Genomic DNA, 25,376 nt, shown 5'->3' with positions numbered 1-25,376 from the left:
AGTCAGGGCAGAGAGCACCGGTTCCTCGGTCCGTCCTCCTGTGCGGGGAGAACGGAGGTTCGTGTGTTCACCTCGTGTGCACGGACGGGTCGCGCGGTCCGCGTCCGGGATCCCCCTCGATTGTGGACTAGACCACTTGGGCCTGTCCATGAGCGGGCAGCTGTTCGTTGTGCTTTCTTCATCGAACGGCGTGATCGAACGGTCGTACAGGACCGGCCGGCCCCGCCGGGCACCGGGCGCTCACCAGGCAGCAGCCTAGCCCGCGCGGCTCAGCGGCGGGGCCAGACGGCCAGGGCAATTTCCGCGACCGCCTCCAGCTCCTCGCGGCGCGCGCCGTCGCGCGCCTGCTGGGACATGCCCTGGACCAGTGCGCCGACGTACCGGGCGAGTGCGCCGGTGTCGGTGTCCGCCGGCAGCTCCCCGACGGCGACATCGGCGCGTATCCGGCTCTCGAACGCGGCGATGTTCTCGTTGCGCCGGGCCCGCAGGGACTCCTCCACCTCCGGGGTCGTGCAGTTCGCGGCCGCGTGGATGACCAGGCAGCCGTGCGGGCGGCCCGGCGCGGTGTACTCGGCCGCCGCCTCGCGCAGCATCCGCTCGACGGCGGCACGCGCCGTGGGCTCCTCGGCCAGGGCGCGTTCGCCGAAGGAGCCGTACCGCTCGCCGTAGTCGCGCACCACTTCGGCGAAGAGCGCCTGCTTGTCGCCGAAGGCCGCGTACAGGCTGGGAGCGCCGATGCCCATGACCCGGGTGAGATCGGAGACGGAGGTGCCCTCGTACCCGTTCTCCCAGAAGGCGAGGACCGCCTTCTCCAGGGCGGTCGCCCGGTCGAACGAACGCGGCCGGCCACGGCGCCTGGCGGCGGGCGCGCGCTTACGCTCCCCGCTGTCCTGCGCTTCTTTCTCCTGCTGTGCCTCCATGGAGTGATTTTATAGCGGCCACTAGAGAACTGTCAGCGGGCTGTTGTACGGTCTTTCTGTAGCGACCGCTAGGGAAATGCGAGGGGGCCTGACATGGGCGTCATGGGAACGGACGAGCGGACAGGTGCGACCGGACGGACGGGCGTGCTCGCGGGCCGCACCGCGCTGGTCACCGGGGCCGGCAGGGGCATCGGTCGGGGCGTGGCCGAGCGGCTGGCCCGGGACGGCGCGCGCGTCGCGGTGCACTACGGCAGGAGCGCGACGGCGGCCGAGGACACGGTCGCGGCGATCGAGGCGGCCGGCGGATCGGCGTTCGCGATCGGCGCCGAGCTGGGCGGGCCCGGCGACGCCGAGGCGCTGTGGGCCGAGTTCGACCGGCACGCGGACGGCCTGGACATCCTGGTGAACAACGCCGGGATCGGCACGTCGCAGCCGCTGGAGGCGATCGAGGAGAAGGAGTACGACCAGGTCTTCGCGGTGAACACCAAGGCTCCGTTCTTCCTCGTCCGCCACGGCCTCCACCGGCTGCGCGACGGCGGCCGGATCGTCAACGTCTCCTCCGGCCTCGCGCGTACGGCGGTGATGCCGGACAAGGTGGCCTACGCCATGACCAAGGCCGCGCTGGACGTGTTCACCCGGGATCTGTCCAAGCTGCTGGGCCCCCGCGGCATCACGGTCAACTCGGTCGCGCCCGGGATCATCGACACCGACAACACGGCCGGCCTGCTGCACGGCACACCGGGCGGCTGGGACCGGGCGGCGGCGATATCCGCGCTCGGCCGGGTCGGCGCACCGGCGGACGTGGCGGACGTGGTGGCCTTCCTCGTCTCGGACGCCGGACGGTGGGTGACGGGGAGCTGGGTGGACGCGACAGGGGGGTCGCTCACATGAGGGGACGACGGGAAGCCCGGGAAGCCCGGGAAGCTCAGGGGGGCAAGGAGTGCGGGGACGCACAGGAGAGCAGGAGACAGGGGGCGACGGAAGGGGGCGCAGGGGGTGGCGGGACAGGGGGCGGAGAGGTAGAGAGGAGGCGGGCGACAAGGCCGCCGGGGGCGGTTCGCGGGGTGGTGGCGAGTGCGCCGGTGCGGGGTCCGCGGTGAAGGGCCGATGATCGCGCGGGACGGGTCCCGGGAACCCGATTCTGCTAGATTGGTCTAAACCACACGACCCCTCCTTTCCGGGTCCGGTCCCCTTCTCGGCTCTCCTCAGATCGGCAGGCCCAGCGTGGAAGTTGTCATCGTTCCGGATGCCAGGGCGGGCGGCGAGCTCATCGCCGAGGCCATGGCGCAGCTGCTGCGGCGGAAGCCCGACGCCCTGCTCGGCGTGGCCACGGGTTCTACTCCGCTGCCCATCTACGAGGCGCTGGCGGCCCAGGTCGCTTCCGGCGCCGCGGACACCTCCCGGGCACGGATCGCACAGCTCGACGAGTACGTGGGGCTGCCCGCCGACCACCCGGAGTCCTACCGGTCCGTCCTGCGCCGGGAGGTGCTGGAGCCGCTGGGGATCGGCATGGAGGCGTTCCTCGGCCCGGACGGCACCGCCGAGGACGTGCAGGGGGCCTGCGAGGCGTACGACGGTGCGCTGGCCGAGGCCGGAGGGGTGGACCTCCAGTTGCTGGGCATCGGCACGGACGGGCACATCGGGTTCAACGAGCCGTGCTCCTCGCTCGCCTCGCGGACGCGCATCAAGACGCTGACCGAGCAGACTCGGGTGGACAACGCGCGCTTCTTCGACGGCGACGTCGAGCAGGTCCCGCACCACGTCATCACCCAGGGCATCGGCACGATCCTGGAGGCCCGGCACCTGGTGCTGCTGGCCACCGGGGAGGGCAAGGCGGACGCGGTCGCCGCGACCGTCGAGGGTCCGGTCGCCGCGGTCTGCCCGGCCTCGGCCCTGCAGCTCCACCCGCACGCCACCGTGGTCGTCGACGAGGCCGCCGCCGCCAAGCTGAAGCTCGCCGACTACTTCCGCCACACCTACGCCAACAAGCCGGACTGGCAGGGGATCTAGGACCTCTCCTCCCTCTTCCCCCTCCGTCCCGCGCGGCCCGGTCCGGCCGTGCGCGGAGGAGATGCGCGCGAGGCGCCGGCGCCCGGTGGGGGACCGGCGCCTCTGCCGTGCCCGCGCCGGTGCCGTGTCCCGGGCCGCCTCGGTGTCCCCTGTGTCGACGGTGTCGAGCGTGTCGACGTCTCCCGTGCCGGGCGGGATGCCCGAAGGCGCCGGTCCCCCGAGGGGTGACCGACGCCTGTGCGGGTGCGGGTGCGGGCTGGGCTACTTCCCGGCGATGATCTCCGCCGCCGCCAGGCCGCAGACGCGGGCGGCGCCGTGGGTGGCGATGTGGAGGGCGCCCCGGGGGGTGGCCTGGGGGACGCCCATCTCGACGACGATCGTGTCGGGGCGGGCCGCGATCAGCGTGTCCAGGGCGGCGGCCATCCAGGGATGGCGGTGCTCGTCGCGGACGACCGCCACCACGCGCCGGTCGCCGGCCGCCCGCAGGGCCGCCTGTCCGGCGTCGTCGCCGCTGAAGCTGCCGGTCTCCGTGCCGGGCAGGAGCCGGGACAGTTCGGCGGCCACGCCCCAGGGCGTCTCGTCGCCGACCGCGATGTTGGCGACCGGGGTGAGGGCGGCGACGTAGGGCGCGCGGTCGAGCGGAGTGAACGTTTCCGCGACGGTGACCCGCTGGGCCCGGCGGGCCGCGCGCAGACCGACCTCGGGGTCGGCGACGACACCGGTGCCGGTGGCCGCCGCCTCGGCGGTCCAGCGGGCGAGGGCGCGGACCCGTTCGGCGGCGTCGGCGAGCCGCTCCTCGGGCAGGTCGCCGGAGCGGACCGCGCCGACCAGGGCGTCCCGCAGCCGGTCGACGGTCCCCTCGTCCGCGAGGCCGCCGCCCACGCAGATCGCGTCGGCACCCGCGGCGACGGCGAGGACACTGCCCCGCTCGATGCCGTAGGTGTCGGCGATGGCCTTCATCTCCACGGCGTCGGTGACGATCAGGCCGTCGTAGCCCAGTTCGCCGCGCAGCAGTTCGGTGAGCACCCGCCTGGACAACGTTGCCGGAAGGTCCGGCTCCAGGGCCGGCACCAGGATGTGCGCGCTCATCACGGCCTTGGTCCCGGCGGCCACGGCCGCGCGGAACGGCACCAGGTCGCGGGCCTGGAGCACATCGGCGTCCACGTCAATGCGGGGCAGCGCGTGGTGCGAGTCGACCGCGGTGTCGCCGTGCCCGGGGAAGTGCTTGGTGCAGGCGGCGACGCCCGCCGCCTGGAGCCCGCGGACATAGGCGGCGGTGTGCCGGGCGACCAGGTCGGTGGAGGCGCCGAAGGAGCGGACGCCGATGACCGGGTTGCCCGGGTTGGAGTTGACGTCCGCCGAGGGCGCCCAGTCGAAGTTGACGCCGCACTCGGCGAGCCGACGGCCGAGTTCGCGGGCGACGTCCTCGGTCAGCTGCACGTCGTCCACCGCGCCGAGCGCGTGGTTGCCGGGGAAGCTGGAGCCGGTGCGCACCTCCAGGCGCGTGACGTCGCCGCCCTCCTCGTCGATGGCGACGAGGACGTCCTCGCGCTCGGCGCGCAACCGGGCGGTGAGGGCGGTCAGCTGCTCGGCGGTGGCGACGTTGCGGCCGAACAGACCGACCGAGGCCAGTCCTTCGCCGAGCCGGCGCAGCAGCCAGTCGGGGGCCGTGGTCCCGGTGAAGCCGGGCTGGAGGACGGTCAGCGCGTCGCGGGCGAGCCGGTCGCTCGCCGCGTCGGAGGCGGTGGCACCGCCGGCGAATGTCGTCATCGGGTGGCGTTATCCCTTCACGGCGCCCGCGGTCAGGCCCGCGGCCATCTTGCGCTGTACGAGGAGGAACAGAACGACGATGGGCACCGCCATCATGGTGGCTCCGGCCATCATCGGGGCGTATTCGGTGCCGTTCTTGGTGGTGAAGTTGCCGAGCCAGACCGTGGCGGTCTGGTTCTGCTGGCTCATCAGCATCAGGGCGTAGAGGTACTCGTTCCAGGCCTGGATGAAGCCGTAGACCGAGGTGGCGACCATGCCGGGGGCGAGCAGCGGGAAGACCACGCGGACGAAGGCGCCGGTGCGGGTGCAGCCGTCGACCATGGCGGCTTCTTCGAGTTCCTTGGGGATGTTGACGATGAAACCGCGCAGCGTCCACACCGTGAAGGGGAGCACGAAGGTCAGATACGTGATGATCAGGCCGGTCAGCTTGTCGTACTGACCCAGGTCGTTCAGCAGCAGGAAGATCGGGATGATCATGGCGACCAGCGGCACCATCTGCACCGCGAGAATGCCCACGATCACGATCTTGCGGCCCCGGAAGGCGAACCGGGAGATGGCGAGCGCGGCCAGCGTGCCGACGACGATGCCGACGCCCACGACGACCAGGGACACGATCAGGCTGCGCCCGACCGGGCCCCAGAAGTCGGAGACCTCCAGGGCGCGCTTGAAGTTGGCCGTGGTGAAGCCGGTGGGCAGCAGGCTCGGGTCCGGGTCGATGGCGTCCTTGGCCGGCTTGAACGCGGTGTTGAGCATCCAGTAGAGCGGGAAGCCCAGGACGACGAAGACCAGGAGGCCGAGCAGGTTCCAGCCGAGCTTCGGCGCCCGGCGGCGGCGGACCGCGGGGGCGGCGGTGCTCGTGCCGCTCAGGGTGCTCATTCGACCTCTCCGATCTTCAGCATCTGGCGCATGTACACGGCGACCACGCCCAGCAGCAGCAGCACGGTGATCAGGGCGATCGCCGAGCCCTGCGCGTAGTCGTTGACCACGAAGGCGCGGTCGTAGGAGTAGGTGTTGAGGATCTGGAACTCGGCCTCGGGGTGGCCGCCGCGCATGACGAACACCTGCGGGAAGACGCCCATGTCCCAGATGACCGACAGGGTCGTGAGCATCACGAGGACCGGCTTGAGGATGGGCAGGGTGACATAGCGGAAGACACCCCAGGCGCCGGCGCCGTCGAGCCGGGCCGCCTCCTCCATCTCCTTGGGCACCTGCGTCAGACCGGCGCTGAGCGTGATGACGACGAAGGGCACGGCGCCCCAGACCACGAGGAGCATGATCACCGCGAGCCCCTGGGGGCCGCTGGCGAACCAGTTGTGGCCGATCAGCTCGACTCCGGGCAGCTTGCTCAGCAGCGCGTTGAGGATGCCGTAGTCGGAGTCGAAGAGCCACTTGAAGACGGTGGTGGCCACGATGACGGGCATGCCCCAGCTGGCCACCAGCGCGATGTTGATCAGCGTCTTGACCCAGCCGGAGACCCGCTGCTGGAGCAGGGCGAGCGCCATGCCGATGACCATGGTGAGGATCACGCAGCCGGCGGCGAAGACGATGGTGCGCACGACGACCGACCAGAACTCGTCGTCGCTGAGCACCTTGGTGAAGTTGGAGAACCCGACCCAGTCGGCCTTCTGGAAGCCCCACAGCTGCGGCTGCTGGAACTTCTGGAAGGACAGCGTGACCAGCCGCACCAGCGGGTAGGCCATGACCAGGGCCAGGATCAGCAGGCAGGGGGCGAGCAGCAGCCATGGGGTCGTCGCGCCGCCCGACGCCCGGTTTCTGCGCGGCCGGTCCGCGGCGGCGGGTGGCGGCGCCTGCCGCGGTGGCGGCACCTTGGCAGGGGTGGTCGTGTCTGCGGCACTCATCGCGCGCTCCTCAGCGGCCGTCAGGTGGTACGAAGGCGAAGCAAGGCAAAGCCCGGCACGGCCGTACGGGGAGCGGGCCCCGTGAGACGGCCGTGCGAGAAGCAGGGCCCCGCCCGCGGCAGGGCCCTGCGCTCAGGTCACTTGGTGTTGATGACCTTGTCGATCGCGGCGTCCGCCTCCTTGGCGGCGTCCTCGACCGACTTCTTGCCGGTGCCGATGCTCTGCAGCATGGTCTGCAGCACCTGGGCCTTCTCGACCTGGCCCCAGCCCGGCGCCATCGGGACGAACCAGCTGGACTCGGCCGCGGTGGCCGGGACCGCCGTCTTCGGGTCGCTCTTCAGCGTCGCGAGGTCGGTCTTGTTGTTGGGCAGGTTGCCCTTGGCGATCAGGCCCTTCTGGCCGGCGGTGCCGGTGAAGGCGTTGATCCACTCGGCGGCGACGGCCTGCGCCTTGGACTTGACCGGGACGGCGAGGTCCGAACCGCCGAGGAAGACCGGCATGTTCTTGCCGGACGGGCCGGGCATCACGAAGTTCTCGACCTTGTCGGCGAGCTTGCCGACCTTGTCGTTCTTCGGGTCGGCGGCGGTCGCGCCCTCCCAGGCGGCGGCGAAGATCATGCCGGACTTGCCCTGGCCGTAGACGATGGGCCGGTCGGCCTCGTCCTTGGTCTTGTCACCGTGCATGTACTTGTCCAGGACGGCCTTGTAGTCGTTCAGGCCCTTCAGGGACTCCGGCGAGGAGAGGTTGGCCTTCCACTGGCCGCCGTCCTCCTTGGCGATGGAGCCGCCGGCGTCGTAGACGAAGGACATCGCGGCGTACCAGTCACGGCTGGGCTGGTACCAGGCGCTGAACTTGTCGCCCTGCTTCTGCTGCACCTTGTCCAGGTCGGCGATCAGTTCCTGGTAGGTCTTCGGCGTGGTCTTCACATCGGACTGCGCGAAGATGTCCTTGCGCCAGTTGGCGACGCGGCCGCCGGCGTAGTAGGGCACCCCGTAGGTCTTGCCCTCGTACGTCACGGAGGCCTTGAGGCCGTCCAGCCACCCGGAGGAGTTGTCGAACTTCGACGCGTCCAGCGGAGCGAAGGCGCCCTTGACCATGTAGCCGAGCATCTCGGTGTTGCCCATCTCGACCACGTCGGGGGCCTTGTCGGTGGCGAGCACCGCGTCGAGCTTGGTGTTCTTGTCCGGCCAGCCGTAGTACTCGTGCTTGACCTTCAGCCCCGGGTGCTTCTTCACCACCGCGTCGTCGGCGGCCTTGACCAGGTCCGGCCAGTTGTTCTGCGCGTCGACGGTGAGCCAGACGGTCAGCTCCTTGGCGTCCGCACCGTTCGAGCCCCCCTTGTCGTCGTCACTGCCGCCACAGGCCGCGATGGAGACCATCATTCCCGCGATACCGATCGCGGCAACAAGCTTGCGCTTCACGCCACCCTCCTCAGGGATGCCACAAACCCCCCTGCCTCCCCGCGGTTGAGCGACAGTTGGAAGCGTCAGCGCACACCGCCCATGGGGCCGGGACCTGGACCAATGGTGTAGACCAGTACGGGGAGCTTGGCCCAGACCAATAGGGCTGTCAAGGGTGCGCCGACCTGCTCAGGTGCTCCGTTATGGGACCGCGATATGCAGGGACCTTTCATTGCTCATGCGGTCAAACGGACGTCCCCGCTCCACTGGACCACCGGCCGTCACTTCCCCCCGGTCGCGCGCCTGTTCGCGTGGACCACCCGGGCCGGGGACGGGCGATGGACTAGACCAGCGGGGGTCACGGCGGTATACAGAGGAGATCACGGAGCGTGCGGGTGCCACCCGTCACAAGAAGCCGTGCCACGATGTGAGCCGTGGCCGACGGGAGTCGGTCGCTTCGGCACTGGAGCCGGGAAGGCAGAGCATGAGCACCGACGTCAGCAGTGCGGAGAACGAGGGTGGGGCGACCGTCCGTACCGCGCGCGTGCCCAAGTACTACCGCCTGAAGAAGCACCTGCTCGACATGACCCAGACGCAGGCGCCCGGCACGCCCGTGCCGCCCGAGCGGACCCTGGCCGCCGAGTTCGACACCTCCCGCACGACCGTGCGCCAGGCGCTCCAGGAACTCGTCGTCGAGGGCCGGCTCGAACGCATCCAGGGCAAAGGCACCTTCGTCGCCAAGCCGAAGGTCTCCCAGGCGCTGCAACTGACCTCCTACACCGAGGACATGCGCGCCCAAGGACTGGAACCGACCTCTCAGCTGCTGGACATCGGGTACATCACCGCCGACGACCGGCTCGCCGCCCTGCTCGACATCACCGCGGGCGGCCGGGTGCTGCGCATCGAGCGGCTGCGCATGGCCAACGGCGAGCCCATGGCCATCGAGACCACGCACCTCTCGGCCAAGCGCTTCCCCGCGCTGCGCCGCAGCCTGGTCAAGTACACCTCGCTCTACACCGCCCTCGCCGAGGTCTACGACGTCCATCTCGCCGAGGCCGAGGAGACCATCGAGACCTCGCTGGCCACCCCCCGCGAGGCCGGGCTGCTCGGCACCGATGTCGGCCTGCCCATGCTGCTGCTCTCCCGGCACTCCCAGGACCGCACCGGCCAGCCCGTGGAGTGGGTGCGCTCGGTCTACCGCGGCGACCGCTACAAGTTCGTGGCGCGCCTGAAGAGGCCGATGGACTGACCCCGCCCTGCCCCGCCGTGCCCCTGCGCCCGGTCCCCGGACGGTGTCCGCGGAACCGGTATGCGGACAAGGGGTTCCGTTCGCTTGTCACCGTGACCTAGATTGCCTGCGCATCGCACCGGTGACCAGCACAGGAACGGAGCCGCACATGTCAGATGGGCCAGGAGTGGGCAAAGGGGTGGTGACACCCCTGCGGGTGGTCATCGGCCTCTGCCTCGTCGCGCCGTTCGTGGCGATGCTGTGGGTCGGTTCGTACGCGAAGACCGACCCCACGTTCATCGGCATCCCGTTCTTCTACTGGTACCAGATGCTGTGGGTGATCATCTCCACGGTCCTCACGGTGATCGCCTACCGGCTCTGGCAGCACGACCAGCGCGGGCGCCGCACCGGTGACTCCGCGTCCGCGAAGGGCGGTGCGGCCCGGTGAAGGACGGCGTCAACGGCGTCGCGCTCGGCGTCTTCATCTTCTTCTTCCTGCTCGTCACCGTCATGGGCTTCCTGGCAGCGCGCTGGCGCCGGGCGGACAACGAGCACAGCCTGGACGAGTGGGGCCTGGGCGGCCGGTCCTTCGGCACCTGGATCACCTGGTTCCTGCTCGGCGGCGACCTGTACACCGCCTACACGTTCGTGGCGGTGCCCGCGGCGATCTACGCGACCGGGGCCGCCGGGTTCTTCGCGGTGCCGTACACGATCCTGGTCTACCCGCTGATCTTCACCTTCCTGCCCCGGCTCTGGTCGGTCTCGCACAAGCACGGGTACGTGACGACGTCCGACTTCGTGCGCGGGCGGTTCGGCTCCAAGGGCCTGTCGCTGGCGGTGGCGCTCACCGGCATCCTCGCCACCATGCCGTACATCGCGCTCCAGCTCGTCGGCATCCAGGCGGTGCTGGACGTGATGGGCGTGGGCGGCGGCGAGAACACCAACTGGTTCGTGAAGGACCTGCCGCTGCTGATCGCCTTCGGTGTGCTGGCGGCGTACACGTACTCCTCGGGGCTGCGCGCGCCCGCGCTGATCGCGTTCGTGAAGGACGCGCTCATCTACATCGTCATCGCGGTCGCGATCATCTACATCCCGATCAAGCTGGGCGGTTTCGACGACATCTTCGCCGCGGCCTCCGAGAAGTACAGCAAGGCCGGGGCGGGCGGACTGGCACCGGCCCCGGGCGGCCAGTGGACGTACGCCACCCTGGCGCTGGGCTCCGCGCTGGCGCTGTTCATGTATCCGCACTCGATCACCGCCACGCTGTCCTCGCGCAGCCGCGAGGTGATCCGCCGCAACACCACGATCCTGCCGCTGTACTCGCTGATGCTGGGCCTGCTGGCGCTGCTCGGCTTCATGGCGATCGCGGCGGGCGTGAAGGTGCAGAACGGCCAGCTGGCCATCCCGCAGCTGTTCGAGGACATGTTCCCGGACTGGTTCACGGGCATCGCCTTCGCGGCCATCGGCATCGGCGCGCTGGTGCCGGCGGCGATCATGTCGATCGCGGCCGCGAACCTGTTCACCCGCAACATCTACAAGGACTTCATCAAGCCGGACGCGACGCCCAAGGAGGAGACCCGGGTCTCCAAGCTGGTCTCGCTGCTGGTGAAGGTGGGCGCGCTGGTCTTCGTGCTGACCATGGACAAGACGGTGGCCATCAACTTCCAGCTGCTCGGCGGGATCTGGATCCTGCAGACCTTCCCGGCCCTGGTCGGCGGCCTGTTCACCCGCTGGTTCCACCGCTGGGCGCTGCTGGCCGGCTGGGCGGTCGGCATGGTCTACGGCACGGTCGCGGCCTACGGGGTCGCCTCGCCGACGCAGAAGCACTTCGGCGGCTCGGCCAAGGAGATCCCGGGCATCGGCGAGATCGGCTACATCGGCATGACGGCGTTCGTGCTGAACGTGGCCGTCGCCGTGGTCCTGACCTTCGCCCTCAAGGCTTTGAAGGCCCCCGACGGCGTCGACGAGACCCGCCCGGAGGACTACACGGCCGACGCCGGGGACGCCGGTGTCTCCGTCGAGCTGCCGCCCGCCACCGCGGGCAGCGCCCACTGAGCGGACGCCCCCTTCGAGGAGGCCGACGCCCTCGACCGGGCCGACGGGCCGCCGGGAGAATCCGGCGGCCCGTCGCCGTGTCCGTGCGGCACACTCGGGGCCATGGACCTCGTGATCAGGCCGGCGCTGCCCGGCGAGTACGCCGCCCTGGGCGAGATCACCGCCCAGGCGTACCTCCGGGACGGTCTGCTGGACTTCGGAGCCGACGACCCGTATCTGGACGTGCTGCGGGACGTCGCCGGACGGGCGGCGGCCTGCGAGGTGCTGGTGGCCGTGGCGCGGGACGAGGTGCTCGGCGGGGTCGCCTTCGTGCCGTCCGGCGGGCCTATGGCGGACATGCCGCCTCTACGAGCGCCTGGGCTTCGTCCGCACCCCGCGGCGCGACTGGAACCCCTTGCCCCACCTGGCCGACACCAGGCTGCTCACCTACGCGTTGACCCTCTGACACCCTCCGCAGTCGACGCGACACAACATATGGGGGTGGCTTCCACACCCGGCACAAGATGTATGCTCATGCTCGCTGTCGTCGCAGGGGAATCCGGTGCGAATCCGGAACTGTCCCGCAACGGTGTACTCGTACGCACATGCCCTTGAGGCCGCATACGAGCGTCAGTCCGAGGACCTGCCGACAGTGCGCCCGGCCGTCCGGTCCGGGTGTCTGACGTCCGGGCCTCGCGGAATGGGCCGGTGGACGCGGCGCCGTGCGCGCTCGTGCTGCCGCTCCCTGCCCTCGCCGAGGCTCCGTGCCGAGCGAGGGAGAGCCACACGTGACCATCGCGCCCGCCGATCCGGTCTCAGCCGAGGGCCGCCTGGAGAACGACGGTCCCGGTGCCGCGCTGCTGCGGACCCTGACCGAGCTGACCGCCGACCTCCCCGACGCCGACCCCGGCCGGGTCGCCGCCGCCGCGCTGCGCGGCCGTTCGGCCCGCGCGGACGAGGCGGAGCTGCGGGAGCTGGCCACCGAGGCCGCGGCCGGGCTCATCTCCGAGGACCCCGCCTACTCCCGGCTCGCCGCCCGCCTGCTGACGCTCTCCATCCGGGCCGAGGCCGCCTCCCAGGGCGTCACCTCCTTCACCGAGTCCGTCGCCGTGGGCCACCGGGAGGGACTGATCGCCGACCGGACCGCCGCGTTCACCCGGCTGCACGCGGCCCGCCTGGACGCGCTGGCCGACCCGTCCGCCGACGACCGCTTCGGCTACTTCGGCCTGCGCACCGTGCACAGCCGCTACCTGCTGCGGCACCCGATCACCCGCAAGGTGATCGAGACGCCCCAGCACTTCATGCTGCGGGTGGCCGCCGGCCTCGCCGAGGACGACAGCCCCCGGGCCGTCGACGAGGTCGCCGCGCTCTACGGGCTGATGAGCCGCCTGGACTACCTCCCCTCCTCCCCCACGCTCTTCAACTCCGGCACCCGCCACCCGCAGATGTCCTCCTGCTATCTGCTCGACTCCCCCAAGGACGAGCTGGACAGCATCTACGACCGCTACCACCAGGTCGCCCGGCTCTCCAAGCACGCGGGCGGCATCGGGCTGGCCTACTCCCGCATCCGCTCGCGCGGTTCGCTGATCCGCGGCACCAACGGGCACTCCAACGGCATCGTGCCGTTCCTGAAGACCCTCGACGCCTCGGTGGCCGCGGTGAACCAGGGCGGGCGGCGCAAGGGCGCGGCGGCCGTCTACCTGGAGACCTGGCACTCCGACATCGAGGAGTTCCTGGAGCTGCGCGACAACACCGGTGAGGACGCGCGCCGCACCCACAACCTCAACCTGGCGCACTGGGTACCGGACGAGTTCATGCGCCGGGTCAACGCCGACGCGCAGTGGTCGCTGTTCTCCCCGGCGGACGTGCCGGAGCTGGTGGACCTGTGGGGCGACGAGTTCGACGCGGCCTACCGCAGGGCCGAGGAGGCCGGGCTCGCGCAGAAGACGATGCCCGCCCGCGAGCTGTACGGCCGGATGATGCGCACCCTGGCGCAGACCGGCAACGGCTGGATGACCTTCAAGGACGCCGCCAACCGCACCGCCAACCAGACGGCGGAGCCCGGCCACGTCATCCACTCCTCGAACCTGTGCACGGAGATCCTGGAGGTCACCGACGACGGGGAGACGGCGGTCTGCAACCTCGGCTCGGTCAACCTCGGCGCCTTCGCCGACCCCGAGACGGGTGACCTGGACTGGGAGCGGCTGGACGAGACGGTCCGCACCGCCGTCACCTTCCTGGACCGGGTCGTCGACATCAACTTCTACCCGACCGAGCAGGCGGGCCGCTCCAACTCCCGCTGGCGGCCGGTCGGCCTGGGCGCGATGGGCCTCCAGGACGTCTTCTTCAAGCTGCGCCTGCCCTTCGAGTCCCCCGAGGCGAAGGCCCTGTCGACCCGCATCGCCGAGCGGATCATGCTGGCCGCCTACGAGGCGTCCACCGACCTCGCCGAACGCCCCCAAGCACCTTCGGCAGGCTCCGGTGCAGGGGGGACCCCCATCGGGCCCCTGCCCGCCTGGGAGAAGACCCGCGCCGCCCGGGGCGTGCTGCACCCCGACCACTACGACGTGGAGCTGACCTGGCCCGAGCGCTGGGCGGCCCTGCGCGAGCGGATCGCCGCCGTCGGCATGCGCAACTCGCTGCTGCTGGCCATCGCGCCGACCGCCACCATCGCCTCCATCGCGGGCGTCTACGAGTGCATCGAGCCGCAGGTCTCCAACCTGTTCAAGCGCGAGACGCTCTCGGGTGAGTTCCTCCAGGTCAACTCCTACCTGGTGCGCGACCTCAAGACGCTCGGCGTCTGGGACGCCCGCACCCGCGAGGCGCTGCGCGAGTCCAACGGCTCGGTGCAGGACCTCGCGTGGATCCCGGAGGACGTACGGCGGCTGTACCGCACGGCGTGGGAGATCGGGCAGCGCTCTCTGATCGACATGGCCGCGGCCCGCACCCCGTTCCTCGACCAGGCGCAGTCGCTGAACCTGTTCCTGGAGACGCCGACCATCGGCAAGCTCTCCTCGATGTACGCCTACGCCTGGAAGCAGGGTCTGAAGACCACCTACTACCTGCGCTCCCGTCCGGCGACCCGGATCGCCCGCGCCGCCCAGGCGCAGACCCGCGCCGCCGTCCCCGCCCAGCAGGTGGCCGACCCCGACGCGGTCGCCTGCTCCCTTGAGAACCCCGAGTCCTGCGAGGCCTGCCAGTGATGACCAGCACCACCCGCAACAAGAACCTGCTCGACCCGGGCTTCGAACTGACCCTGCGTCCCATGCGGTACCCGGACTTCTACGACCGCTACCGGGACGCCATCAAGAACACCTGGCACGTGGAGGAGGTCGACCTCCACTCGGACGTCGCCGACCTCGCCAAGCTCACCCCGAGCGAACAGCACCTCATCGGCCGCCTGGTGGCGTTCTTCGCCACCGGGGACTCGATCGTCGCCAACAACCTGGTGCTCACGCTCTACAAGCACATCAACTCCCCGGAGGCGCGCCTGTACCTGTCGCGCCAGCTGTTCGAGGAGGCCGTGCACGTCCAGTTCTATCTGACGCTGCTGGACACCTACCTGCCCGACCCGGAGGACCGCGCGGCGGCCTTCGCCGCGGTGGAGAACATCCCCTCCATCCGCGAGAAGGCGGAGTTCTGCTTCACGTGGATGGACTCGGTCGAGAAGCTGGACCGGCTGGAGACCAAGGCGGACCGCCGGCGCTTCCTGCTCAACCTGATCTGCTTCGCCGCGTGCATCGAGGGCCTGTTCTTCTACGGCGCCTTCGCCTACGTCTACTGGTTCCGCAGCCGCGGCCTGCTGCACGGTCTCGCCACGGGCACCAACTGGGTGTTCCGGGACGAGACGATGCACATGTCGTTCGCGTTCGACGTGGTGGACACCGTCCGCAAGGAGGAGCCGGACCTCTTCGACGACCAGCTGGAGCAGCAGGTCACCGACATGCTGCGGGAGGCCGTCGAGGCCGAGCTGCAGTTCGCGCGCGACCTGTGCGGTGACGGCCTCCCGGGGATGAACACCGAGTCGATGCGGCAGTACCTGGAGTGCGTGGCCGACCAGCGGCTGACCCGCCTGGGCTTCGCTCCGGTCTACGGCTCCGAGAACCCCTTCTCCTTCATGGAGCTCCAGGGTGTTCAGGAGCTGACCAACTTCTTCGAGCGGCGTCCGTCCGCGTACCAGGTCGCGGTGGAGGGCACCGTCGACCTGGACGAGGACTTCTGAGCCTCCGGCTCACGCGTCGCGGACTCCTGGTCCCGGTGGGCCTGCTGTGCCTCCCTGATGCTGCGGTCGATGCGCCGGTCGCGCAGGATGCCGAGCACCGAGGGCAGCGCCATCAGGACCAGGAGTCCGAAGGTGAAGAGCATTCCGATCAGGGCTTCTGTCTGGTCTGCGTTCATGCACACCACTCTCGCGCCGGACGCTCCTGACCGTGAGTGGCAGGACTGCCGTAGACCTTCAAATTCCTGCCACCGGTGAGGCACACTGGTGGCATGTTGCAGAACGTGGCCGCCGTCCTGCTGGACGGCGTGCACCCCTTCGAGCTGGGTGTGGTCTGCGAGGTCTTCGGCATCGACCGCAGCGACGACGGGCTGCCCCGGTACGACTTCGCGGTGGTCTCCGCCGAGGGGCCCTCGCTGGGCACCCATGTCGGCGGCCTGGGCATCACCACGCCGTACGGGCTCGACCGGCTCGACGAGGCCGACCTGATCGCCGTGCCCGCCGGGAACGACTTCGCCACCCGGGTCTACCCGCCCGAGCTGCTGGCCGCCCTCAGACGGGCCGTGGACCGGGGCGCGCGGGTGCTCAGCGTGTGCTCCGGCGTGTTCGTGCTGGGCGCCGCCGGGCTGCTGGAAGGGCGGCGCTGCGCGGTGCACTGGCACCACGCGGCCGAGCTGGTCCGGCAGTATCCGCACGCCACCGTCGAACCGGACGTGCTCTACGTCGACGCGGACCCGGTGATCACCTCGGCCGGCACGGCGGCCGGTATCGACGCCTGTCTGCACATCGTGCGCAAGGAGCAGGGCACCGAGGTGGCCAACAAGATCGCCCGGCGGATGGTGGTGCCGCCGCACCGGGACGGCGGCCAGGCGCAGTACATCGAGCGGCCGCTGCCGAGGTCCCGCTGCGACACCGTGGGCGAGGTGCTGGTCTGGATGGAGCGGCACCTCGACGAGGAGGTCACCGTCGAGCAGCTCGCCGCCCGCGCCCATATGTCCCCGCGCACCTTCGCCCGCCGCTTCCAGCAGGAGACGGGCACCACCCCGTACCGCTGGATCCTGCGCCAGCGGGTGCTGCTGGCGCAGCGCCTGCTGGAGGGCACGGACGAGACGATGGACGCGATCGCCGACCGCACCGGTTTCGGCACCGCGGCGGCCCTGCGCCACCAGTTCGTCCGCGCGCTGGGCACCACGCCGAACGCCTACCGGCGCGCGTTCAGGGGCCCGCAGGCCGCCTGAACGCGCGCCCACCGGGCGGCGGCGGGGTCAGCGGGGCAGCGCCCGCAGCAGCAGGCGGCGCGGGCGCAGCGTGATCCCGATGCGCGGCCTGGGGTCGGAGCCGGGCGCCTGCTCGAAGCGGTAGGCGCCGGCGATCGCGGCGGTGAGCAGGGTGAGTTCGGCCATCGAGAAGTGGTCGCTCGGGCACTTGCGGTTGCCCACGCTGAACGGGCTCATCGCGTACTTGGGGACCTCCTTGGAGCGCTCCGGGAGCCAGCGGTCCGGGTCGAAGTCCTCGTGCCGCCCGTAGGAGCGGTGGTCGCGCTGGATGGCGTAGGGGCTGTAGATGACGTCCGCGCCGGCCGGAATGCGGTAGCCGCCCAGTTCGGTGTCGGCGACCGTGCGGCGGGTCAGAATCCAGACGGCCGGATAGAGGCGCAGTGTCTCCGTGACGACATTCGCTGTGTACCGCAGTTCTCGGACGTCCTCGAATGCGACGGGGCGGTCACCCACCACGGTTTTCACCTCGTCGCGGATCTTGTCGCCGAGATCCGGGCGCTCGGTGAGAACGAGAAGCAGCGACATGATCATGGAGCCGACGGTTTCGCTGCCCGGGGTGAGTATCGCGATCACCTGATCATGGATCTCCTGCTCCCCAATAGGCTCGCCATTCTCGTCCTTCGCCTCCAGCAAAGCCGTCAGCAAATCGTCCGGTTTTTGACCGCCTGCCCTCCGGTCCGCGACGATCTCATCGACCAGGAGATGCAAATCGGCCAATGCGCGGTTGAATTCGCGGTTGGACCTGACCGGCACCTTGTAGAGGGGGCCCAGCGGCACCACCATGCGCTGGTACATGCCGCTGAACAGGGTGGCCAGGGCCGCGCAGATGCGCTCGGCGCGGGCGTCCATGTAGCTGCCGCGCATCAGGCACCGCGCGGCGACGCGCACGGCGACCCGGAAGGACTCCGCGGTCACGTCGAGCACCTGCCCCGCGCGCCACCGCTCGACGAGGGCGTGCGCCTCCTCGGTCATGATCGGCCCGTACTCGGGGAGCACGTCGAGCCGGAAGGCGGGCTGGATGGTGCGCCGCTGGCGCCGGTGCAGCGGCCCGTTGGCGGTGGCCACGCCCTCCTTGCCGAGCAGGCTCTCCAGCGACTCCCACAGCGGCCCGGCGATGATGTAGTCGGGGCTGAGCGCCAGCGTCCCGGTGAGGTCGGGCGCGGTGACGGCGTACACCGTCTTGGGGCCGAGCCTGAGCCGGACCACCTCGCCGTGGTCGCGCAGCCCGCTCAGGAAGGCCAGCGGGTCGCGGGCCAGCCGCAGCCCGTGGCCGAGGAGCGGCACGGCGCCGCCGGCCAGCGGCGGCTCCCCCGGCAGCCGGCCTGTCCGCGCGCCTGTCTGCCGACCCGCCTGCGACCTGTCCTCGGGCTTCACCGACTCGACGGTCATTTCTCACCTGCCGCTTCATTGTTGACGTACGGGGGCGTGGACCGGTCGTCCCAGCTGTCGACCATGTAACGGCCGGACTCGTGGTGGAACCAGTAGACGGAACTGAACCAGTTGCGCATATTTCCCAGGCAGGCCCTGACGGCGGAAGCAAGTTCCTTTCCCCGCACCGTTCCGTCCGCGAGGCCGTCGGCGAACCGTAATCCCTCCTGCTCCGCGACCAGGAATTCGTCAATGCATTCCTCCACCCGGCGGCGGATTTCCGCTATGGCTTCCTCAAGACTCAGTCCCTCGTGTTTGACAAGACTTATCCCGAGGTTGTGCACCTCGTCACCCGCGATCTCCTTGGGCAGTGAACACAGATCGTTGTACCAGGCGGCGAATTCCTGGCTCAGCAGGGCCGGACGCCGGTATGCGGGATGTCTGCGGACGGAATCCGGGAGTTCGGTCCCCGCGCTCGGTTCCAGCAGATCCGTCCAGATCCAGTGGGCGAAGGTGAGCCGGCGCAGGGCGAGGTACTCCTCGACCGTGGGGACGACTCCCTGGGCGCGGTTGTGGAACTCCCGGTCGTAGGCGTCGATCACCGCGTGGAAGTGCCGGGCGAAGCGGGCGTTCCAGGTGTCCGGCAGGAACGCGTACAGCCGCAGCACGCTGTCCGCGAACCCCGCCACCAGCACGTCCGGGTGGCGCAGATGGTCCCGGGGGGCGTCCAGCGCCGTGTGCAGCGCGCGGCGCAGCCTGCGCCAGGCGCCCGGCCGCCCGTGGACGATGTCCCGGTCGTGGCGGTCGTCCCAGAGGAAGAACCAGGCGCTGTAGTCCGCGATCGCCTGGAGCACCTCGTCCGGGGCGCCGAGGTAGTACCCCGCCATGAGGTCGGTGTAGCGCAGGCCGTCGGCGTGCTGCTCCACCTTGTCCGCGGGCATGAGCCGCTTTTCCAGCAGCCAGCCGCGGGTCTTCTCCTGGAGTTCGGGCCAATAGGCGTGCAACTGCCTGGGAAACGCGGCCTCGATCACCGGGAGGGCGAGCGACGGCGGTACCGCCGCCACCGTCACCGTGGGTATGGATGTGGATGTCGATGTGGTGCTGTATGGGAAAGCCGGCACGAACAACCCCTCTCAGCCGCCGGTGGCGTCCGCCCCTTCCGCTGTGCCCGGCGCACGCCGTCGCGCATCCCCGCTCTCCCATTCAGCACCACAACTGACCGTTCTGGGAACGGATTTGCTTCACTCGCCATCTGGGATGCCGCGAATATCCCCTTGTGTGACTGATTCTGATTCAACAGATGCGCACAAAGGATCGAATGCGCGAGGGGCCGGGTGCGGACACAGGGACGGCGCCCGACCGGTAGGACGGTCGGGCGCCGTGTGCCGTACGGGGCGCTCGGGCCCCGGGTGCCGGGAGTGCGGTCAGTCGTTGACGACCACGGGGTAGCGCGGCTCGTTCTCGGCCATCTGCCGCAGCGCGTCCTTGCGCTCCCGCTTGGAGAGCCGGTCGATGTAGAGGTAGCCGTAGAGGTGGTCGGTCTCGTGCTGCAAACAGCGTGCGAAGTAGCCGGTGCCGCGCACCTTGACCTGGTTGCCCCGCTCGTCCTGGCCGGTCACCTCGGCGTAGTCGGGGCGGGCCAGCGGCGCGTAGGCGGTCGGCACGGACAGGCAGCCCTCGTTGCTGTCGTCCAGCCGGCGCCGGTCCGCGGGCAGCTCGACGAGCTTCGGGTTGCACAGGACGCCGACGTGCCGGACCCCCTCGTCGTCCGGGCAGTCGTAGACGAAGACCTTCCTGCCGACACCGATCTGGTTGGCGGCCAGGCCCACTCCCTCGGCGGTGCGCTGGCTGGCGAACATGTCCGCGACCAGTTGCTGGAGCTCGTCGCCGAAGTCGGTGACGTCCGCACACTCCTTGTGCAGCACCGGGTTGCCGACGACCGTGATCGGCCGCGAGGTGCCCCGCTCACGCCAGGCCGCCTCGCGCGCCTCGCAGTCCTCCGTGTCCACGACATAGCCCTCGTCGTCGACGGGGAGCACGCCCGCGTGCTGCTGATCGGTGTCCTGCTGCGCCATGACCGACGTACGCCTTCCTGCAAGCCTGAGAAGTTCTGCCCGTACAGCCTACGGGGACCGGGGCGCGCCCGTGGTTCAGCAGACCTCTTCGAGATCGCGCCAGTCACGGGAGTCGGGGCTGTCCGCGACCCAGCCGTCCAGCAGCCCCCGCACCAGCGAGGCCGGGGCCGCCACCCCGCACTCCCGCTCCGGCACCCACAGCTGCCCGTCGGTGCGGTGGCCCAGCGGTCCCGGGTGCCCCGGCTCGCTGTGGTCGTGCGGGTCCAGGTGCTCGCCGTCGCCCTCGTCGGAGGGCATCCGCGACTCCGAGCAGGTGCGGCAGAGCAGCCGTACCGAGGAGGACCAGTCCTCGGCGGCGAAGCCCGCGTCGGCGGCGAGCTGCTCCAGGGCGTCCCGGTCGGCCTCGGTGGCGGCCTCCAGCAGGACCACCCAGGTGGGCACCGGCGAGGGCGCCCACAGCTCGATCTCGTCGAAGACGGGGAAGCTGTGCCCGGCCGCGGTGGTCCGCTCGCCGTGCGGCACCCCGTCGTGCAGCACGACCTCGCCCCAGCGCCGCCCGGAGGAGGGCAGCGGGATGGACAGCACCTCGATCCGGGCCGGGTCGAGCCGGCGCCCCCAGACCACCTCGGCCTCGCCCTCCGGCGACAGCCGCACCGCGGCGCTGCCCAGCTCCATGCCGACCGGCTCGCCCGCGGCGGTCGCGCCGCCGGGCACCTTCAGGCCGTACGCCTGCCAGGAGCGCCGGGCCAGCGGCCAGTCCTGGAGCGCGGTGGCGGCGATCCCCACGTTCCACCAGTCGGGCGCCCCGCTCTCCCGCTCCAGCAGGGCCACCGCCCGCAGGCCCGCGGCCCGCGCCTGCTCCCAGTCGTGCCGGAACTTGTGCAGCAGGGCGAGGTTGAACCAGGACTCCGACAGCCAGGGCTCCAGATCGGCGGCGCGCGTCAGCAGCGCGCCCGCGTCCTCGTACCGGCCGTCGCCGATCAGGGTGAACGCGCGGTCGGTGGCCTGCCGCCAGGAGGCGGAGGGCCGGTGCCGTCCCTTGCCGAAGATCCTCACGATTCCCGCCTGCCAGTTCCGTCGTATGGGCTGGCTCTGCCCCCGGACACCCTTTCCTTCGCATCCAACCACGTACGGCTTGAGGGGCGCTCATTACCCATGGGTTACCCCGCTGCGGGAGGAGTCAGACCGTCCCGGGCCAGCACACGGGCCAGGGATTCCACCACCTCGGCCGCGTAGGCGTCCGCGGTGGCCAGCCGCAGTTCCTCCAGCGCCCGCAGCGGGCCGTGGGGTCCGCCTGCCCGCGCCTTCTCGTCGTAGGCGTTGACGGCCCGCACGATCCGCGCGGCCCGCGGCTGCTCGGCGCACGGGTCGGCCTGCCGCTCCACGACCACCGCGACCTCCCGGTCCACCCCGGCCTGCCGGACCACGGCACCGCCGAGCAGCGCGATCCGCCGCCGCCGTTCGGCGGGCAGGTCCGCCGTGGCGCCCGCGGGCACCGGGTCGACCAGGCTGAGCTGGCCGATGTCGTGCATGAGCGCGGCGTGCTCCAGCACGGTCAGCTCGGGCTCCGTCAGGCCCAGGTCCCGGCCCACGGCCCGGCACAGCGCGGCCACCCGCCGGGCATGTCCGTGCGGGGTGTACCCGGCGACCTCGGTGGCGCGGGCCAGCGAGGCGATGGTCTGCCGGTAGACGGCGCGCACGGCCGCGTACCGGCGCAGGGACAGCTGGGTGAGCAGCAGCGGCACACAGAAGACGGGCAGCGCCCACAGCCCGGCCACCGCCACCCCCAGGGCCATCACCGCGCCCGTGGCGCACACCGCCGAGCCGATCCCGAGCAGACCGCGCAGCTCCTCGCGCAGCAGCGGGCCGAACGGCCACCGGGTGCGGCGGTGCGCGGACGCCGCGGCGAGCACCGCGCCGCACAGCGAGGTGAGCACCAGCAGGGCGACCAGCAGCAGCGCGTACGCGGGGCCGCTCAGCGACCGGAAGGCGCCCTCGTTGTACAGGGGTTGGAAGCAGACGGCGGCGAAGGCGACGGTCAGGACACGGCGGGTGAGGTGGTCGAGGGTGCCGCCCCGGCCGCGGGCGATGTGCGGGACGCCGCCGAGCAGGGCGGCGGCCAGCACCACGGCCACGACCTGGCAGGTGCCGTGCCCGCTGTGGTGCCCGGCGACCTCGCCCAGCAGCGCGTACGCCAGCGCACCGGCGGCCCCGAGGGGCGCGGCCTCGCGCAGTTCGCTCCCGGGCCGGCGGGTGAGTTCCCCGGCCAGGATCAGCACCCCGAAGGCGAGGGCGGCGCCGCGCTCCTCCAGACCGGTCCACAGGGTGACCGCCAGGCAGAGCGCGGCCACGAGGAGGGCGGCGGCGCGCAGCGGGCTCATCGGGGCGGGCCGCCGTGCCGGGCCCGCGCGGCGGCGTCGCCGGGCGGGCCCGGCACGGTCCGCTCCGGTGGGGCCCCGGGAGGGGCGGGGGGCTCAGGCACGGGGGCCGGGGTGTTCGGGGTCTTCGGGGTGTCCGGGGTGTTCGGGGTGTTCTCGTCGGCGGTGACCGCCGGGTGCCAGCCGTGCCGGTCCAGGGCCCGCACCAGGGCGGCGACCATCCGCGGGTCGAACTGGGTCCCGGCGCAGCGCTCCAGCTCGCCCAGGGCGGCGCCTACCGGCCGGGCCCGCCGGTAGGAGCGGGTGGACGTCATCGCGTCGAAGGCGTCGGCGACGGCGACCACCCGGGCGCACTCGGGGATCTGGGCGCCGCACAGGCCGTAGGGGTAGCCGCTGCCGTCGAGGCGTTCGTGGTGGTGCAGGATCGCGGACCTGGCCTCGCCGAGGAAGGAGATGCCGCGCACCATCTCGTGGCCGTACTCGGGGTGCAGTTCGATGACGCGGCGCTCCTCGGGGGTGAGCGGGCCGTCCTTGCGCAGCAGCCGGGTGGGGACGCCGAGCTTGCCGACGTCGTGCAGGATCCCGGCGAAGCGCAGCGTCTCGACGCGTTCGTCGTCCAGGCCCAGTTCCCGGGCGATCAGCACGGAGGCGCGGCCGACCCGCTCGCTGTGGCCGCGCGTGTACCCGTCCTTGAGGTCGACGGCCTGCACCAGGGCCCTGACGGTCGCCCGGTGCGCGGCGCGCTCGCGGTGGTACTGGGCGTAGACCCACCAGGAGACGCACATGGGCAGCAGCACGAGGAGGGCGGCCACCGGCCCGTACCGGCTGCGCCACAGGACGGCCATCATCAGTCCGCCGAGCCCGTGCACGGCGATCGGCGCGAGCGAGCGGGCGAACCGGCCGCACCGGGCGTGCCGGGCCGCGGCGCCGCGCGGGCCGCGCGGGCGTCCGCCGGGCGGGGCGCCGGCCGCGAGCCGCCGGATCCCGCCGTCGAGCACGGTCAGCACCAGGCAGAACGCCGTCACGGCCGCGGCGGCGGGCAGCAGGGCGTAGGGGAAGTCGCGGCCGACGACGGCGTCCCGGCCGCCCAGGTCCCAGTGCACGCGGGCGGCGGCCCATCCGGCGAGGGCGAGCTGGGCGGCCCGCCAGATCCGGCGCAGCGCCTCGGGGCGCTGTCCGGCCCGGGTGAGCAGGGCGCCGGGCAGCGGGACGAGCGCGGCGGCGGGCGGCGGCAGCAGGAAGGCCGCGGCCAGCAGGACGGGGTAGAACGGCCCGGCGGAGCGCCGCCGCACGAGCCCGTCGCAGGCCGCCGCGACCGCGGCGAGCGCCAGGACGGCCCGCCAGGGCACGGGCATGCCCGGCAGCGGCAGCAGACAGGACAGGGCGGCGAGGGCGAAACAGGTGGCGTACGCGCGGGCCAGCGGCGGAACCGCCTCCATGACGCCCCTCCCCGGTCGTGCCTGTCCCCGGCCAGTGGGCCGAGCCTAGGGCGGCGGGAGGGGGGTCCGCGGGCCGATAACCCGCGGATTAGCACGTACGGGTGAAGCCGGGGCCGGAGGGAGCGCCGGGGTTCAGGACTCCCGGGGGGTCACCGGTGCCGTGGCCACATCGCGGTCGGCGACGACGGGACGGTCGGAGACGGGCTGCCCCGAGCGGATCAGGTCGAGCCGGCCCATGACCTTGGCGCGCAGGTCCGCGGGCACGTCGTCATGGCCGCAGCACCGCTTGACCAGCTTCTTCACGGCCTGCTCCAGGCCGTACTTCTCCAGGCACGGTGAGCACTCGTCGAAGTGCTGCCGGAACTTGTCGCGGTCGACGTCCGGCATCTCGCTGTCGAGGAACTCGTACAGGTGGTCGAGTACCTCACTGCAGTCCGTTTCGTGCGGCTCTCCGCAGCTCATGAGCCCGAGCCTTTCGCTTCGTTCGACTCTCCGGCGCCGGCCGGGACCAGTCCGCGCTCTCGGGCGTAGTCCTCGAGCATGCCGCGCAGTTGACGACGGCCCCGGTGCAGCCGGGACATCACCGTACCGATGGGTGTCCCCATGATGTCCGCGATCTCCTTGTACGCAAAGCCCTCGACATCCGCGAGATAGACGGCGATGCGGAATTCCTCGGGGATCGCCTGGAGCGCTTCCTTCACGTCCGAGTCGGGCAGGTGGTCGAGCGCCTGCGACTCCGCGGAGCGCAGACCCGTCGACATGTGCGACTCGGCGCGGGCGAGCTGCCAGTCCTCGATCTCCTCCGCGGCGCTGCGCTGGGGCTCGCGCTGCTTCTTGCGGTAGGAGTTGATGAAGGTGTTGGTCAGAATCCGGTACAGCCACGCCTTGAGGTTGGTGCCCTCGCGGAACTGGTGGAAGGACGCGTACGCCTTGGCGTAGGTCTCCTGCACCAGGTCCTCGGCGTCGGCCGGGTTGCGCGTCATGCGCAGCGCCGCCGAGTACATCTGGTCCAGGAACTCCAGGGCGTCCCGCTCGAAGCGCGCGCTGCGCTGGGCGGTCGACTCCGCGGCCGCGTCCGCACGCGCGCCCCGGCCCTCGGGCAGCTCCGCCTGGCCGTTGTCGGTCCCTGCGTCGGTACCGGGAACCGGACCCACCTCCTCAAGCGACGTCGCGAGACCGAAGGCGGCCCCGCTCGTTTCGGAGGATAGACGACGATCCGGTCCGCCCGCCGCCCGAATAGGGGCGGTCCTGGCCGCGTGCAGCACCGACCAGTCGAGGTCGGCTCGGCCGGTGCGGCCTGCGCGTCCGGTGTCGGACACCGCCGGTCGCAGCCCGTCCGCAAGGTCGCGGCGGGTGACGGCCGGGCAGATGGTGGAACCCATGCGGCGGACTTCCTCTC

At 71.3% G+C, this 25,376-nt stretch carries 22 protein-coding genes, 1 pseudogene and 1 riboswitch; of the genes and pseudogenes, 9 read left to right on the top strand and 14 right to left on the bottom strand.

Annotated elements, in window-relative coordinates; genetic code table 11:
- Window positions 1-269: 269 nt before the first annotated feature.
- Complete coding sequence (locus tag A8713_RS21175; RefSeq protein WP_064535220.1) at window positions 270-920, bottom strand: TetR/AcrR family transcriptional regulator; 651 nt, start codon at window positions 918-920, stop codon at window positions 270-272.
- Between the two features lie 93 nt (window positions 921-1,013).
- Between A8713_RS21175 and A8713_RS21170 the strand changes: the two genes are divergently transcribed.
- Together A8713_RS21170 and nagB are read left to right on the top strand one after the other, a co-directional pair.
- Window positions 1,014-1,811, top strand: a complete 798-nt coding sequence (locus A8713_RS21170) for an SDR family oxidoreductase (RefSeq protein WP_173860880.1) — start codon at window positions 1,014-1,016, stop codon at window positions 1,809-1,811.
- Between the two features lie 333 nt (window positions 1,812-2,144).
- Window positions 2,145-2,930, top strand: coding sequence for a glucosamine-6-phosphate deaminase (gene nagB / locus A8713_RS21165; protein WP_064535219.1), 786 nt, complete (start codon window positions 2,145-2,147; stop codon window positions 2,928-2,930).
- A 261-nt stretch (window positions 2,931-3,191) separates the two neighbouring features.
- Here the strand turns inward: nagB and A8713_RS21160 are convergent, their stop codons facing one another.
- From A8713_RS21160 to A8713_RS21145, 4 genes are all read right to left on the bottom strand, one after another.
- On the bottom strand, window positions 3,192-4,700 hold the full coding sequence (locus tag A8713_RS21160) for a glycoside hydrolase family 3 protein (protein WP_064535218.1): 1,509 nt from the start codon (window positions 4,698-4,700) through the stop codon (window positions 3,192-3,194).
- 9 nt (window positions 4,701-4,709) lie between these two features.
- Window positions 4,710-5,576, bottom strand: coding sequence for a carbohydrate ABC transporter permease (locus tag A8713_RS21155; RefSeq protein WP_018571348.1), 867 nt, complete (start codon window positions 5,574-5,576; stop codon window positions 4,710-4,712).
- Window positions 5,573-6,559, bottom strand: a complete 987-nt coding sequence (locus A8713_RS21150) for a carbohydrate ABC transporter permease (protein WP_064535217.1) — start codon at window positions 6,557-6,559, stop codon at window positions 5,573-5,575. Before A8713_RS21150 ends, A8713_RS21155 begins: the two co-directional genes overlap by 4 nt.
- 137 nt (window positions 6,560-6,696) lie before the next feature.
- On the bottom strand, window positions 6,697-7,980 hold the full coding sequence (locus A8713_RS21145) for an extracellular solute-binding protein (protein WP_064535216.1): 1,284 nt from the start codon (window positions 7,978-7,980) through the stop codon (window positions 6,697-6,699).
- Window positions 7,981-8,443: 463 nt separating this feature from the next.
- On the opposite strand from A8713_RS21145, the gene A8713_RS21140 reads away from it, so the two are divergent.
- The 6 genes and pseudogenes from A8713_RS21140 to A8713_RS21120 all read left to right on the top strand — a co-directional run bounded on the left by A8713_RS21140 (window position 8,444) and on the right by A8713_RS21120 (window position 15,443).
- Window positions 8,444-9,208, top strand: a complete 765-nt coding sequence (locus A8713_RS21140) for a GntR family transcriptional regulator (RefSeq protein WP_018571345.1) — start codon at window positions 8,444-8,446, stop codon at window positions 9,206-9,208.
- 148 nt (window positions 9,209-9,356) lie between these two features.
- A complete protein-coding gene (locus tag A8713_RS21135; protein ID WP_064535215.1) occupies window positions 9,357-9,635 on the top strand; it encodes a DUF3311 domain-containing protein in 279 nt (92 codons plus the stop codon).
- Entirely contained in the window at window positions 9,632-11,242 is a 1,611-nt protein-coding gene (gene mctP / locus A8713_RS21130) for a monocarboxylate uptake permease MctP (RefSeq protein ID WP_064535214.1), read from the top strand. Before A8713_RS21135 ends, mctP begins: the two co-directional genes overlap by 4 nt.
- Window positions 11,243-11,344: 102 nt before the next feature.
- Window positions 11,345-11,687: pseudogene (locus A8713_RS34360) on the top strand (hypothetical protein).
- Window positions 11,688-11,749: 62 nt separating this feature from the next.
- Window positions 11,750-11,886, top strand: a riboswitch (cobalamin riboswitch).
- A gap of 123 nt (window positions 11,887-12,009) precedes the next feature.
- On the top strand, window positions 12,010-14,424 hold the full coding sequence (locus A8713_RS21125; protein ID WP_064535213.1) for a ribonucleoside-diphosphate reductase subunit alpha: 2,415 nt from the start codon (window positions 12,010-12,012) through the stop codon (window positions 14,422-14,424).
- Window positions 14,424-15,443 carry a ribonucleotide-diphosphate reductase subunit beta gene (locus A8713_RS21120; RefSeq protein WP_064535212.1) on the top strand — a complete coding sequence of 340 codons (1,020 nt, stop codon included), beginning with the start codon at window positions 14,424-14,426 and terminating at the stop codon, window positions 15,441-15,443. The genes A8713_RS21125 and A8713_RS21120 overlap by 1 nt, the downstream gene beginning before the upstream one ends.
- Here the strand turns inward: A8713_RS21120 and A8713_RS32505 are convergent.
- Window positions 15,356-15,619, bottom strand: coding sequence for a hypothetical protein (locus A8713_RS32505; RefSeq protein ID WP_107440815.1), 264 nt, complete (start codon window positions 15,617-15,619; stop codon window positions 15,356-15,358). The genes A8713_RS21120 and A8713_RS32505 overlap by 88 nt on opposite strands.
- Before the next feature lie 93 nt (window positions 15,620-15,712).
- Here A8713_RS32505 and A8713_RS21115 point away from each other — a divergent pair, with 93 nt between their 5' ends.
- Entirely contained in the window at window positions 15,713-16,678 is a 966-nt protein-coding gene (locus A8713_RS21115) for a GlxA family transcriptional regulator (protein WP_064535211.1), read from the top strand.
- 27 nt (window positions 16,679-16,705) lie between these two features.
- Here A8713_RS21115 and A8713_RS21110 read toward each other — a convergent pair whose 3' ends face one another.
- The 8 genes from A8713_RS21110 to sigR all read right to left on the bottom strand — a co-directional run bounded on the left by A8713_RS21110 (window position 16,706) and on the right by sigR (window position 25,131).
- On the bottom strand, window positions 16,706-18,106 hold the full coding sequence (locus A8713_RS21110) for a bifunctional albaflavenone monooxygenase/terpene synthase (protein ID WP_064535210.1): 1,401 nt from the start codon (window positions 18,104-18,106) through the stop codon (window positions 16,706-16,708).
- Window positions 18,103-19,206 carry an epi-isozizaene synthase gene (gene cyc1, locus A8713_RS21105; RefSeq protein ID WP_107440814.1) on the bottom strand — a complete coding sequence of 368 codons (1,104 nt, stop codon included), beginning with the start codon at window positions 19,204-19,206 and terminating at the stop codon, window positions 18,103-18,105. Before cyc1 ends, A8713_RS21110 begins: the two co-directional genes overlap by 4 nt.
- Before the next feature lie 303 nt (window positions 19,207-19,509).
- Window positions 19,510-20,160 carry a peptide deformylase gene (gene def / locus A8713_RS21100; RefSeq protein WP_064535208.1) on the bottom strand — a complete coding sequence of 217 codons (651 nt, stop codon included), beginning with the start codon at window positions 20,158-20,160 and terminating at the stop codon, window positions 19,510-19,512.
- A 75-nt stretch (window positions 20,161-20,235) separates the two neighbouring features.
- On the bottom strand, window positions 20,236-21,216 hold the full coding sequence (locus tag A8713_RS21095; protein WP_064535207.1) for a tetratricopeptide repeat protein: 981 nt from the start codon (window positions 21,214-21,216) through the stop codon (window positions 20,236-20,238).
- A gap of 104 nt (window positions 21,217-21,320) precedes the next feature.
- Window positions 21,321-22,541: an HD-GYP domain-containing protein gene (locus tag A8713_RS21090; RefSeq protein WP_064535205.1), complete on the bottom strand. Its 1,221-nt coding sequence runs from the start codon at window positions 22,539-22,541 to the stop codon at window positions 21,321-21,323.
- Window positions 22,538-23,977 (bottom strand): HD-GYP domain-containing protein, encoded by a 1,440-nt coding sequence (locus A8713_RS21085; protein WP_064535203.1) that lies wholly within the window; start codon window positions 23,975-23,977, stop codon window positions 22,538-22,540. Before A8713_RS21085 ends, A8713_RS21090 begins: the two co-directional genes overlap by 4 nt.
- A 132-nt stretch (window positions 23,978-24,109) precedes the next feature.
- The gene (rsrA, locus tag A8713_RS21080; protein WP_064535201.1) at window positions 24,110-24,439 is read right to left on the bottom strand and encodes a mycothiol system anti-sigma-R factor; all 330 of its coding nucleotides are present in this window, start codon (window positions 24,437-24,439) and stop codon (window positions 24,110-24,112) included.
- Entirely contained in the window at window positions 24,436-25,131 is a 696-nt protein-coding gene (gene sigR, locus A8713_RS21075; RefSeq protein WP_018571331.1) for an RNA polymerase sigma factor SigR, read from the bottom strand. The genes rsrA and sigR overlap by 4 nt, the downstream gene beginning before the upstream one ends.
- Between the last annotated feature and the right edge of the window lie 245 nt (window positions 25,132-25,376).

It is taken from the genome of Streptomyces sp. SAT1 (genome assembly GCF_001654495.1).
GTDB classification, from domain to species: domain Bacteria; phylum Actinomycetota; class Actinomycetes; order Streptomycetales; family Streptomycetaceae; genus Streptomyces; species Streptomyces andamanensis.
This window is presented reverse-complemented; position numbering and strand designations above follow the sequence as displayed.